The 12,983-nt window shown below is 66.1% G+C and carries 12 protein-coding genes; 11 read left to right on the top strand and 1 reads right to left on the bottom strand.

What is annotated here, in order from left to right; all coding sequences use genetic code 11:
* Nucleotides 1-58 precede the first annotated feature (58 nt).
* Complete coding sequence (locus LB528_RS12675) at nt 59-733, bottom strand: cysteine hydrolase family protein (protein WP_224715126.1); 675 nt, start codon at nt 731-733, stop codon at nt 59-61.
* Nucleotides 734-936: 203 nt separating this feature from the next.
* On the opposite strand from LB528_RS12675, the gene exbB reads away from it, so the two are divergent.
* The 11 genes from exbB (at nt 937) to LB528_RS12620 (ending at nt 12,951) form a co-directional block, all read left to right on the top strand.
* Nucleotides 937-1,869 carry a tonB-system energizer ExbB gene (gene exbB / locus LB528_RS12670; RefSeq protein ID WP_224715125.1) on the top strand — a complete coding sequence of 311 codons (933 nt, stop codon included), beginning with the start codon at nt 937-939 and terminating at the stop codon, nt 1,867-1,869.
* A 5-nt stretch (nt 1,870-1,874) separates the two neighbouring features.
* Complete coding sequence (exbD, locus tag LB528_RS12665; RefSeq protein WP_224715124.1) at nt 1,875-2,381, top strand: TonB system transport protein ExbD; 507 nt, start codon at nt 1,875-1,877, stop codon at nt 2,379-2,381.
* Nucleotides 2,378-3,364, top strand: a complete 987-nt coding sequence (locus tag LB528_RS12660) for an energy transducer TonB (RefSeq protein ID WP_224715123.1) — start codon at nt 2,378-2,380, stop codon at nt 3,362-3,364. Before exbD ends, LB528_RS12660 begins: the two co-directional genes overlap by 4 nt.
* A 160-nt stretch (nt 3,365-3,524) precedes the next feature.
* Nucleotides 3,525-4,619 (top strand): transporter substrate-binding protein, encoded by a 1,095-nt coding sequence (locus LB528_RS12655; RefSeq protein ID WP_224715122.1) that lies wholly within the window; start codon nt 3,525-3,527, stop codon nt 4,617-4,619.
* Complete coding sequence (locus tag LB528_RS12650; RefSeq protein ID WP_224516961.1) at nt 4,616-5,218, top strand: ANTAR domain-containing response regulator; 603 nt, start codon at nt 4,616-4,618, stop codon at nt 5,216-5,218. The genes LB528_RS12655 and LB528_RS12650 overlap by 4 nt, the downstream gene beginning before the upstream one ends.
* Before the next feature lie 19 nt (nt 5,219-5,237).
* Nucleotides 5,238-6,104, top strand: coding sequence for an ABC transporter permease (locus LB528_RS12645; RefSeq protein ID WP_224517074.1), 867 nt, complete (start codon nt 5,238-5,240; stop codon nt 6,102-6,104).
* A gap of 13 nt (nt 6,105-6,117) precedes the next feature.
* Entirely contained in the window at nt 6,118-7,038 is a 921-nt protein-coding gene (locus tag LB528_RS12640) for an ABC transporter permease (protein WP_224715121.1), read from the top strand.
* 33 nt (nt 7,039-7,071) lie between these two features.
* Nucleotides 7,072-8,715 (top strand): ABC transporter substrate-binding protein, encoded by a 1,644-nt coding sequence (locus tag LB528_RS12635; RefSeq protein WP_224715120.1) that lies wholly within the window; start codon nt 7,072-7,074, stop codon nt 8,713-8,715.
* Entirely contained in the window at nt 8,705-9,649 is a 945-nt protein-coding gene (locus LB528_RS12630; protein WP_224715119.1) for an acetamidase/formamidase family protein, read from the top strand. The genes LB528_RS12635 and LB528_RS12630 overlap by 11 nt, the downstream gene beginning before the upstream one ends.
* Nucleotides 9,646-11,466 (top strand): ABC transporter ATP-binding protein, encoded by a 1,821-nt coding sequence (locus LB528_RS12625; protein WP_411962151.1) that lies wholly within the window; start codon nt 9,646-9,648, stop codon nt 11,464-11,466. Before LB528_RS12630 ends, LB528_RS12625 begins: the two co-directional genes overlap by 4 nt.
* 90 nt (nt 11,467-11,556) lie before the next feature.
* A complete protein-coding gene (locus LB528_RS12620) occupies nt 11,557-12,951 on the top strand; it encodes a multicopper oxidase family protein (RefSeq protein ID WP_224715117.1) in 1,395 nt (464 codons plus the stop codon).
* Nucleotides 12,952-12,983 lie beyond the last annotated feature (32 nt).

The following is a 12,983-nucleotide window of genomic DNA, read 5'->3' as shown; positions in this document are numbered from 1 at the left end:
CGAAGCCCGAACCGAAAACGGAACGGTGGGGCCAAAATTTCGATGAAACCCAAAACCGTCAGCGCGCCGCGCCCGCGAGCTGCCGCAACGCGTCGATGACGGCCTCCGAGTCCGCCAGCACGCCGAAGACGCCGTCCTCGACCGTCACCATATGCAGCGCGGCTTCATGCGCATACCGGTCGCCGCTGGCGCAGGCGTCCGAAATCGTCAGGCACTGGAAGTTGCGGTCGCAGGCCTCGCGCAACGTGGTGTGCACGCAGACATCCGTCGTGCAGCCGGTGAATATGAGGTGCGTGATGCCGCGCGCCCGCAAGACGAGCTCCAGATCCGTATAGGTGAAAGCGCTGTTGCAGGTCTTGTCGACGATGATGTCCTGCGGCGCCACGTCGATGTCGGCGACGATCTGGAAGCCCGGGCCGGAGCGCAGCAGGACATCGGTGCCGTCGAGCCCCGCCCGCTTGCGGCGCCATTTCTCGTAAGGCGTCATGTCGGCCATGTCGGAGCGGTAGCCTTGCCTGGTGTGGATGATGGTGAGGCCGGCGGCGCGCGCCGCGGCAATCAGCCGGTTGAGCGCCGGCAGGATGGCTCTCAGCGGCGCTGGATCATAGCCCTTCCTGGCGAAGTAACCGGTCGGCGACAGGAAATCCTCCTGCAGGTCGATCACCAGCAGCGCCGTATGCTGCGGCTCCAGCTTGCCGTCATAGGGGAAGTCGAAGGGTATCGCCTTGATCATGGGTCGCCTGCTCTTCTTGCATCATCCGCATCGTGCCCTGCGGTCCAGGCCGCTGCCGAGGTGAGCATCGCCAGATTGTTAAGCAGCACAGTCATCTTTATAGTTGACTCATCAACTCATGTTTCATAGTCAACCGGCATGGCTCGCCCTGCACTTGTCTCTGTGGCGGCCGCCGCATTGCAATGATGAAGCGAGGACGAGCCTTGTCCCGAAACAGTCTCTTGGCGGCGTTGGCCGCGTCGCTCATTCTTTCGGCTGGTGTCGCCGCGGCGCAGGAACGATCGGCGATGCCTGCGCCAGTCGAGCAGGCGCCGGCCGCTCCAACCCCGCAGACGCCTACGGCACAGGCGCCCGCTCCGACATCGGTGGAACCGGGCCTCCAGCCAGCTGCGAACGGCGTAGCCGGCGAAGAGCCGTCCATCTCGCTGACGCTGCCGCATGACCTGTCGCCCTGGGGCATGTTCATGAATGCCGACATCGTCGTGAAGGCGGTGATGGTCGGCCTGGCCTTCGCTTCCCTCGTTACCTGGACGATCTGCCTCGCCAAGTCTCTGGAGATCTTTGGCGGCAAGCTGCGGGCCCGCCGCGCCGCCGATGCGATCGGCAATGCCGCGACGCTGATGCAGGCCAGCCGGGAACTTGGCCACAGCGGCGGCCCGGGCGCGCTGCTAGTGCGGGTGGCGGAAGAAGAACGGGCGCTTTCGGCCGGCGCGCTCGACCATGCTTCCGGCGACGGCCTGAAGGAACGCGTCGCCTCCAGGCTTGCGGGCGTCGAGGCGGCGGCGTCCCGGCGCATGTCGCGCGGCACCGGCCTGCTCGCCACCATCGGCTCGACGGCGCCCTTCGTCGGCCTGTTCGGCACCGTATGGGGCATCATGAACGCCTTCATCGGCATCTCGCAAGCGCAGACCACTAACCTGGCCGTGGTGGCGCCCGGCATCGCCGAGGCGCTGCTTGCGACCGCGATGGGCCTTGTCGCGGCCATTCCGGCGGTCGTCATCTACAACGTCTTCGCGCGCTCGATAGCCGGCTACAGGCAGATCCTCGCCGACGCTTCCGCCGGCGTCGAGCGGCTGGTGAGCCGCGACCTCGATTTCCGCACGGTACCGCCGGCAACGGCGATCGCAGCGGAGTAGCGGCGATGGTTGCGCGCATTCGCGAGACCTCCGGCGACGCTCTCGAGGAAAGCCACGACATCAACGTCACGCCGTTCATCGACGTCATCCTGGTGCTGCTGATCATCTTCATGGTCGCCGCACCTCTGGCCACCGTCGACGTCGATGTCGACCTGCCCGGATCGACGGCGACCCCGGCGCCGCGGCCCGAGACGCCGCTGTTCCTGACGCTGAAAAGCGACCTCACGGTGGCGATCGGCAATGACAGCGTGCCGCGCCCGACCTTTGCCGCGGTGCTCGACAGCCGCACCAAGGGCGACAAGCGGACCCGCATCTTCCTGCGCGCCGACAAGACCGTGGGCTATGGCGACCTGATGGAGGTGATGAACCTTTTGCGCGCCGCCGGCTATCTCAAGGTCGCGCTGGTGGGGCTCGAAACTATGTCGGGCAGTGCTGGCGGACCGGCCGCGTCTGGAACTCCGGCAACTGGTGCAAACTCGGCGCCGGCCCCGGGTGGCGGTTCGGCGCCATGACGGTCGCCGCCCTTTCCCGCATTTCCCAGCCGCGCTTCGGTGTGCGCGAAGCCAGTCTATGGACGAGCGCGGCCGCGATCGTTCTGGCTGCGCATGTGGCGGTTGCCTATGCGGTGCAGAATTCGAGTTTCGCCGACCTGCAGGATGGCGGCTTGCCGCCGGCGCTGGCGGTCGAGATGGTGCCGCTGGTCGTCGCGCCCGCCGCGCCGGAAGAGACGGCGATGCTGGGCGCGGTGACGCCGGAGCCGCCCGATGCGGCGGAGGAGACTGAAAAGCCCCTCGACGTGAAACCGGTGACCGATCCGGCGCCCGTGGTGGAACAGACCGAGCCGGTCGCTGGCCAGCCATCCGACGCCGACGACACGCAAGAAGCCGAGCAGGCCGCGCCGGCTGCAATTGCTGCCCTGAGCGAGCAGCCGCCGCTGGATGAGCCCGTGCCCGACCCCGTCGAGGCGATCGCGCCGGACGTCGTCATTCCGCTGCCGCAACCGAAACCCGTGCAAGCAGAGGTGAAGGCGCAAAAGCCGGTCGAGCCCAAGAAGAAGGCCGAGAAGAAACCGGTCGAAAAGCCGAAAGAACGGGTGAAAAAGGAAAAGGCGCCACCGCCAAAGGTGACGATCACCGCCAGCATCGACGCCAAGGCGGCGGCGAAGGCGGCAGCACCGCGGTCCTCGAATGCGGCGCCGCGCTCGAGCGTCGGCCCGTCGCGCTGGAATTCCAGTCTTGCGGCGTGGATCAGGCGGCACACCCGCTATCCGAGCGCGGCGCGCTCCAGGCGGGCCGAGGGGACGCCGAGCGTGACCTTCACGGTCGACACCTCCGGCAGGGTGGTCTCGGCCCGGCTAGCGCGATCCTCGGGCGACGGCGATCTCGACCGGGCGGCGCTCGGCGCGCTGCAGGGCGCCTCGGTGCCGACGCCGCCGGCGGAGCTCGGTGCCCGTGTCACCCGCACTGCGCCCTTCGTCTTCAGCCTGCGCAATTGAACGGCCCGCGGCGGGCCCAACTTTCAGGCTTGACTGGTGGACGGTACGGAATAGGGTAACCCACGAAAATACCGGCTTTGGTCGCCGGGCGGCAAGAATGCCTCGTATGCCTCGCCCGTCCGGCGCTGGCTGCGAGGCTTTTTCATTTCTGGGGCCTTGCTTGAAGCGACGTATCGAGATCGGCATCCTCTATTCCCGGTCAGGCAGCTATCAGCTCGTCTCCGACGCCTGCCGGCTGGGCGCAATGCGGGCGATCGCCGACATCAACGCCGACCGCGCGCAAAGCATCGAGCTCGTTCCGGTCGAACGCGATCCGCAAAGCAACGCCGACCGCTACGCGACGTTCTGCGAGGACATCTTCCGCACCAGCAGCGCCCGCCATGTCGTCGGCTGCATCACTTCCTGGAGCCGCAAGGAGACAATTCCCGTGCTGGAGAAGGCAGGCGGCATGCTCTGGTATGCTTGCCCGTATGAAGGCTTCGAGGCCAACGAGCATGTCGTCTACATGCATGCCTGCCCGAACCAGCATCTGGTGCCGTTAATGGCTCATGTCGCGCCGCGTTTCGGCGCCAACGGCTTCCTGCTCGGCTCGAACTACATATGGGGCTGGGAGATGAACCGCGTCGCGCGTGACCTGATCGCCGACGCCGGCGGCAAGGTGCTCGGGGAACGCTATCTGCGCATCGGCGAGACCGACGTTTCGCGCCTGATCCACGAAATCCGCGTCACGCGGCCGGATTTTATCCTCAACAACCTGATCGGCACCTCGTCCTATGCCTTTCTCGCCGCCTATCGCGAGCTGGGACGCGAGGATGCGGCCTTCGAGCCTGACGCCTGCCCGGTGATCTCGTGCAATCTCACCGAAGCCGAACTGTCGGCGATCGGCGAAACGGGCAAGGGCCATTTGTCGGCGGGGCCCTATTTCGCGTCGCGTCCGGCCGCCTTCGCCTCATCCTTCGAGGCCTCCGCCTATGCCTCGGTGGAGGTGATGGCGGACGTGCTTTCCGGCAACCCGGACGCCGGCCCGGCGGAATTCTCGAAAGCCTTCGCCGAACGCCGCTTCGCGACCCGCCTGGGGTCGATCGCCATAGATCCAAACACCCAACACGCGACGCTGCCGGTGATCATCGGGCGTATTGCCGACGGCTTCTTCGAGGTGGTGAGCCGCGAGGAAGAGGTGGCGCCCGATCCCTATCTTTCGCGCTACGATCCGGCCAAGACCTTCGGCCGTCCGCGGCTCAGGGTGGTGTCGTGAGCCGCGTGGCGCGCATCCCCAATCTTGGCGGCGCCAAGGCCTTCGTGCTGCATCGTCCGCATATGACGGTGCAGGCGATCACCAGGCAATTGTCGGCGATCGGCCTCGAAGCGGTCGAATGCTGGCCGCATCTGCCGGCGGAGGCGCTGGCGGCGGATTTCGTCTTCTTCGACGCCGACCTCGGCTTCGACGAGCAGTTTCCCTGGAAGCCCGGCGAGGCGCCGATGCCGCTGGTGGCGCTGATCGGCTCGGAAGCGCCGGGCCGCATCGAATGGGCGCTGTCGCACAAGGCCGATGCGCAATTGCTGAAACCGGTGGGCACCGCCGGCGTCTATAGCGCGCTGCTCATCGCCAGGCAGAGTTTCGAAGCGCGCAAGCGGCTCGCCGATGAGATCGAGTCGCTGCGCCAGCGGGTCGGCGAACGCCAGACCATCGTGCGCGCGGTCGCGGCTCTGTCGAAAGGTGGCGACGACGAGCGGGCCTACGCGCAGCTCAGATCGCTGGCGATGAGCTGGCAAATCAGCGTCGAGGAAGCGGCGCGGCGCATCGTGGCGATGACGCAAGCGGAGGACGGCGATGACCAATCCCATCGCGCCTGACCTTCCGGCGGCGGGCCGGATGCCGGCAAAGCCGCGCGCCGGCGTCTGGCGCCGGCTGCTCAAGCGGCCGCTGGCGCTGCTCGGGCTCCTCATCATCGCCATCGTCGTCGCCGGCGCCGTCCTCGCGCCCTGGCTGACCGGCTACGATCCCAACGAGCAGATGTTCGACGGCCTGACGCTCGAAGGCTCGCCTCTGCCGCCCAACGCCAAGTTCTGGCTGGGCACCGACCTGCTCGGGCGCGACCTGTTGACCCGCATCCTGTTCGGCGCCCGCACCTCGCTGATCATCGGCATCGTCGCCAATGGCGTGGCGCTTTTGATCGGCACGCTGGTCGGCGTCACGGCGGGTTATTTCCGCGGCTGGATCGGCAGCGCGCTGATGCGCTTCACCGACCTGATGATGGCCTTCCCGGCACTTCTGCTCGCCATCTGCCTGGCCGCGGTGTTCGAGCCGAGCCTGTGGATCGTCGCCATGGTGATCGCGCTGGTCAACTGGGTGCAGACCGCGCGCGTCATCTACACCGAAACCTCGTCGCTGTCCGAGCGCGAATTCATCGATGCCGAGCGCACGATAGGCGCGAGCGCGCCGCGCATACTGCTGCGCCACATCCTGCCGCATCTCCTGCCGACGATCATCGTCTGGGGCACGCTGGGTATCTCGACGACAGTGCTGCTCGAAGCCACGCTCAGCTATCTCGGCATCGGCGTGCAGCCACCGACCGCGTCGTGGGGCAACATCATCTTCGAGAACCAGACCTATTTCCAGGCGGCGCCCTGGCTGGTGTTCTTCCCCGGCGCCGCGATCCTGGCGCTGGCGCTGGCCTTCAACCTGATCGGCGACGCGCTGCGCGACATCCTCGACCCGACGCAGAGAGGGCGGGAATAATGGGAGGCCGGTCATGATCCCCTATCTCGGCCGCCGGCTCATCCAGTCGCTGCTCATCCTGCTCGGCGTCTCGCTGATCACCTTCGCGCTGCTCTATCTTTTGCCCGCCGATCCGGTGCGCCAGATCGCCGGCCGCAGCGCCACGCCGGAAACGGTGGAGAACATCCGCCGTCAGCTCGGCCTCGACCAGCCCTTCATCGTCCAATACTGGCATTATCTCACAAGGCTGCTCGGCGGCGATCTCGGCCGCTCCTACATCCAGCGCTCGGAAGTCACTGAGCTCATCGTTTCGCGGCTGCCGGCGAGCCTGCTTCTGATGGTCGGCGCCATCCTGTGCGAGCTGGCGATCGGCCTCACCATGGGGCTGATCGCTGCCGTCAAGCGTGGAAGTGCAACCGACCAGACCTTGATGGTCGCCTCCTTCGTCGGCGTCTCGGCGCCGCAATTCGTCGTTGGCCTGCTCTTGCTCTACGTCTTCGCCGTCAGGCTCGGCTGGTTTCCGATCGGCGGTTACGGCAGCTGGCGCCACCTCGTGCTGCCATCGCTGACCATGGGCATTCTCGGGGCCGGCTGGTACGCGCGCATGATGCGCTCGTCGATGATCGACGTGCTGCGCCAGGACTATATGCGCACTGCCCGCGCCAAGGGGCTGGCGCGCGGCGCCATCCTGTTTCGCCATGCGCTGCCCAACGCCATCCTGCCGGTCGTCGCCATGATCGGCATCGACATCGGCATCTTCATGGGCGGCATCGTGGTGGTCGAAAGCGTGTTCGGCTGGCCGGGCATCGGCCAGCTCGCCTGGCAGGCCATCCAGCGCGTCGACATCCCGATCATCATGGGGGTCACCCTGGTGTCGGCCTTCGCCATCGTGCTCGGCAACCTGCTGGCCGACATCATCGCGCCCTTCATCGACCCCCGCATCAAACTGAGATGAAAACGACAACAACCAAAGAAAGGGAACACTGACATGAGACGATTTCTGGCATCCACCGTGGCGGCCTCGGCGCTTGCGCTGATGCTCGGCATGGCCAGTGCGCGCGCCGATGACGCCGTCGACCCGAACATCAAGCAGGGCGGCGCCATCACCATCACCTACAAGGATGATGTCGCGACCCTCGACCCGGCGATCGGCTACGACTGGCAGAATTGGTCGATGATCAAGAGCCTGTTCGACGGGCTGATGGATTATGAGCCGGGCACCACCAAGCTCAAGCCCGACCTCGCCGAAAGCTACGAGATCTCGCCGGACGGCAAGACCTTCACCTTCAAACTGCGCCACGGCGTCAAGTTCCATAACGGCCGCGAGATGACCGCCGACGACGTCAAATACTCACTCGACCGCGTCACCAACCCGAAGACTCAGAGCCCGGGCGCCGGCTTCTTCGGCTCCATCAAGGGCCATGACGATGTCGCCGCCGGCAAGGCCGACAGCCTCTCCGGCGTCACCGTGGTCGATCCCTACACGATCAAGTTCGAGCTGACCCGGCCGGACGCCACCTTCCTGCATGTCATGGCGATCAACTTCTCGCATGTCGTGCCGAAGGAGGAGGTCGAGAAATACGGCGCCGACTTCGGCAAGCATCCGGTCGGCACCGGCGCCTTCAAGCTCGCCGAATGGACGCTCGGCCAGCGCATCGTTTTCGAGCGCAATCCCGACTACTGGCACAAGGGCCTGCCGCATCTCGACAAGATCACCTTCGAGATCGGCCAGGAACCGATCGTGGCCCTGCTGCGCTTGCAGAAGGGCGAGATCGACGTACCCGGCGACGGCATTCCGCCGGCCAAATTCCAGGAAGTGATGAATGATCCTGAACAGAAGGCGCGCGTCGTGGTGGGCGGGCAGCTGCACACCGGCTACATCACCATGAACACCACAATGGCGCCCTTCGACAATGTGAAGGTGCGCCAAGCCGTGAACATGGCGATCAACAAGGACCGCATCGTCCAGATGATCAACAACCGCGCGGTGCCGGCAAACCAGCCGCTGCCGCCCTCGATGCCCGGCTACGACAAGGCGTTCAAGGGGTATCCGTATGATGTCGCCAAGGCCAAGGCGCTGCTGGCCGAGGCCGGCCACCCGGATGGCTTCGAGACCCAGCTCTTCGCCATGAACACCGATCCCAATCCGCGCATCGCCCAGGCGATCCAGCAGGATTTGGCGGCCATCGGCATCAAGGCCAGCATCCAGTCGCTCGCCCAGGCCAACGTCATTGCCGCCGGCGGCGACAAGGCCGGCGCGCCGATGATCTGGTCGGGCGGCATGGCCTGGATCGCCGACTTCCCGGATCCGTCCAACTTCTACGGGCCGATCCTAGGCTGCGCCGGCGCGGTGCCCGGCGGCTGGAACTGGTCGTGGTACTGCAACAAGGACCTCGACGCCAAGGCGGCCGAGGCCGACTCCGTCGTCGATCCGGCCAAGTCCGGGGAACGCGAAAAGATGTGGAGCGCGATCTATGACAAGATCATGGAGGACGCGCCCTGGGCTCCGGTCTTCAATGAGCAGCGCTTCACGCTGAAATCAGCCCGCATGGGCGGCGCCGACAATCTCTATGTCGACCCGGTCCATATCCCGATCAACTACGACAATGTGTATGTGAAAGATGTGCAGTAACTGCGACTACACCATCCACGGGCGCCATCACCATTTCGGCTGGGACAATTCCTTCGTCCCGGCCGAACGGGTGGCGCCCGGCTCGACGATCGAGTTCCAGTGCCTGGACTCGTCCGGCGGGCAACTCAAGGCAGACAGCACCGTCGACGACATCGCCAAGCTCGACTTCGATCAAATCAACCCGGTGACCGGGCCGATCTTCGTCGATGGCGCCGAGCCCGGCGATGCGCTGAAGGTGACGATCGAGATGTTCAAACCGTCCGGCTTCGGCTGGACGGCGAACATTCCGGGTTTCGGCCTGCTCGCCGACGAGTTCAAGGAACCGGCGCTCAACGTCTGGAACTACGACGCCGCCTCGCTCGAGCCTGCGCTCTTCGGCAGACAAGGCCGTGTGCCGCTAAAGCCGTTCGCCGGCACGATCGGCAACGCGCCGGGCGAGAACGGCCACCATTCGGTGGTGCCGCCGCGGCGCGTCGGCGGCAATCTCGACATCCGCGATCTTGCCGCCGGCACCACGCTCTATCTGCCGGTGGAAGTGCCGGGCGCACTGTTCTCGGTCGGCGACACGCATGCCGCGCAGGGCGACGGCGAGGTATGCGGCACGGCGATCGAAAGCCCGATGGACGTCGTGCTGAAACTCGACCTGGTGAAGGATGCGCGGCTGAAGACGCCGCGTTTCACCACGCCCGGCCCCGTGACGCGCCACCTCGACGCCAAGGGCTATGAGGTGACGACCGGCATCGGGCCCGACCTGATGACCGGGGCCAAAGAGGCCGTCAGCCAGATGGTCGACCTGCTTGCCGGCCGCTATAAACTCGAGCCGGTCGAGGCCTATATGCTCGTCTCGGTCTGCGGCGATCTCAGGATCAGCGAGATCGTCGACATGCCGAACTGGGTGGTGTCGTTCTATTTCCCGCGCTGCGTGTTTGAATGAGCGCAGGCGTGGTCGACGAACACGCTGACGCCGCCGCCAAGGTGGCCGCGGGGCCGGTGCTCGAAATCGCCGGTCTCTCCGTCGGCGTGCGCGGCGAGGATGGCGAGCGCGAGGTGGTGTCCGGACTGTCGCTGTCGCTCAGGCGCGGCGAGACGCTGTGCATCGCCGGCGAGTCCGGTTCCGGCAAGTCGATGACGGCGTTGGCGATCATGCAGCTCCTGCCGCAGCCGGCCGGCCGCATTGCTTCGGGGAAGATCCGGCTCTTTGACAAGGATGGCAGTGCCGTCGAGTTGACGGCGCTCGACGAGCGCCGTATGCGCGACATTCGCGGCGACCGCATCGCCATGATCTTCCAGGAGCCGATGACCTCGCTCAATCCGGTGCTGTCGATCGGCCGCCAGCTCACCGAATCGATCGAGGTCCATACCGGTCTGTCGCACGCCGAGGCGCAACGGCGCGCCATTGACGCGCTGAAAGCGGTTCGCATCTCCGAAGCCGAAGGTCGGCTGAAGCAGTTTCCGCACGAATTGTCGGGCGGCATGCGCCAGCGGGTGATGATCGCCATGGCGCTGGCGCTCGAGCCCGACGTGCTGATCGCCGACGAGCCGACCACGGCGCTGGACGTCACCGTGCAGGGCGAGGTTCTGGAGCTGCTGCGCGACCTGCAGCGCCAGCACGGCACCAGCGTCATCCTGATCACCCACGATATGGGCGTCGTCGCCGAAATGGCCGATCGCGTCATCGTCATGCGCAATGGCTGCATGGTCGAGGAAGGCGCCACCGCCGATATTTTCACCAGGCCGCGGGCGGCCTACACGCAAGAGCTCCTCGCGGCGGTTCCGCGCATCGGCTCGGGCGTCGGACGGCGCAATCCGGGCGAGGCCACCAGCACGGCCGGACGGGACAAGGTGGCGGTGGTGGACGACCTCCATGTCCGTTTCGACCTGCGCGGCGGCTTCTTCGGCCGCGTCAACCGGCGGGTGCACGCCGTCGAGGGCGTCAGCTTCTCGATCGCGCCCGGCGAGACGCTGGCGCTGGTCGGCGAATCCGGCTGCGGCAAGTCCACCACCGCCAAGGCGCTTGCCGGCCTCGTGCCCTATACCGGCAGCGTCACGATCGGCGGCCGCGAACTCTCCGGGCTTGGCGGCGACGAACGCAAGGCGGTACGGCGCGACGTGCAGATGGTTTTCCAGGACCCGTACGCCTCGCTCGACCCGCGCATGCGCGTCGGCGATCTGGTGGCCGAGCCGTTGCTCATCCACGGCATCGGCTCAAGGCAGGAGCGCCGCGAACGCGTGGCCGCCCTGTTCGAGCGGGTCGGCCTGTCGGCAGGGCAGATGGAGCTCTATCCGCATGAATTCTCGGGAGGCCAGCGCCAGCGCATCTGCATCGCCCGGGCGCTGGCGCTCCGGCCGAAGCTGATCATCGCTGATGAGAGCGTGTCGGCGCTCGACGTCTCGGTGCAGGCGCGCGTGCTCGATCTTTTGAAGGAGCTGCAACGCGAATTCGGCGTTGCCTATCTCTTCATCTCGCATGATATGGCGGTGGTCGAGAACATCTCCGACCGCGTCGCCGTCATGTATCTCGGCCAGATCGTCGAGATCGGCAGGCGCGATCAGGTCTTTTCCAACCCCCGCCATCCCTACACGCGGCGGCTCATCGAGGCGGTGCCGGTTCCCGATCCATCACGGCGCCGGACACGCTTTGCACGTCTCGACCGCGAAATTCCAAGTGCGACGCGCCGGATCGGCGAGAGCGTGCCGAAACTGCTGCTCAAGGATTTCGGCGGCGGACATCTCGCCGCGGTCGCGGATTGACAGGCATCCGGAGCGGCGATCTGTCCGTTTCGGGACCTGCGCGAATGGTGATAAAGCCTGACGCAGTCACTCATCTATCTCGGGATTCCAATGTCGGCCCTCACACGCCGCAAACTCCTGCAGGGCGCCGCGGCGGCCGGCCTGGCCAGTATCGGCCTCTCCGCCGCCGGCAAGTTTGCCGGCTGGGCGGCCCCGAAGCCCGAGCCGCTGATCCTGAAAACGGCCACCATCGAGGCGCGGCTGATGGAGGGTGCGCCGACGAAGAATGTGCTGACCTATGGTGAAGCAGGTCCGCCGCCGGTCGTCAGGATGAGGAAGGGTGAGCCGTTTTCCGCACGCCTGATCAACGGCATCGATGATCCGACGACCGTCCACTGGCATGGCATCCGCGTTCCCAACAAGATGGATGGCGTGCCGTTCCTGGTGCAGCCCTATGTCTATCAGGGCGACCGTTTCGACTATGCCTTCACGCCGCCCGACGCCGGCACGTTCTGGTACCACCCGCATTGCAACACGCTGATCCAGATGGGCCACGGCCTGACCGGCGTGATCGTGGTCGAGAACCCGAACGATCCGGTCTTCGATGTCGAGATGGTCGTCAACCTGCGCGACTGGCGGCTCGGCGACGACGGCCAGTTCATCGAACCGTTCCGGCCGCGCGACGCGGCCAGGACCGGTACTTTCGGCACGGTGCGCACCGCCAATTGGCAGGGCCAGCCGCAATTCGACGCGCCGGCCGGCGGGCTGGTGCGGCTGCGCGCCGCCATCACTGATGTCACCCGCATCTATGCCTTTCGCGTCGACGGCGCCGAAGCTGCGGTCATCGCGCTCGACGGCAATCCGGTGCCGCAGCGGTTTACGCCGGATGCCTTGCAGCTGGGGCCCGGCCAGCGGCTCGAGCTTGCCATCCGCATGCCCGACGAGGAGGGCGCGATCGTCAGCCTGCGCGACGTCAGAGGCACCAAGCCGAAAATCTTGGCGACGCTGCGTTCGGTCGGCAGATCGCTGAAGCACGATCTGCGCGATCTCGGCCCGCTCGAAGCCAATCCGGTGGCGGAGGTGGATTTTGCCGGCGCCAAACGTATTCCGCTGGCGCTGAGCGCCACGGCTGAAAACGTCGCGGCCGACGGCATTTGCGGCTCGCTCGGCTACAGTTTCTGGGCGATCAACAAGGTGCCGTGGCCCGGCGACACGCCCGACCCGACGGCGCCGCTCGCCGAACTGAAGCTCGGCCAGAGCTACATCATCGACATGGCGAACCTGACCCCGCACGCGCACCCCATCCATTTGCACGGCATGAGCTTCAAGGTGCTGTCGTCCTCGACCAGGGCAGTGCAGCCGCTTATCTCCGACACCTATCTGATCCAGCCCGACGAGAAGGTGCAGCTGGGCTTCGTCGCCGACAATCCCGGCGACTGGCTGCTGCATTGCCACATCATCGAGCACCAGAAGACCGGCATGACGAGCTACTTCCGGGTGGTATAAGCGCATTGGCGCGGAAATGCGCCGGCATTCCG

Source organism: Mesorhizobium sp. CA4, from assembly GCF_020165075.1.
Lineage (GTDB): Bacteria > Pseudomonadota > Alphaproteobacteria > Rhizobiales > Rhizobiaceae > Mesorhizobium.
Note: the sequence above shows the minus strand (reverse complement) of the source record. Positions and strands in the feature narration are given on the sequence as shown.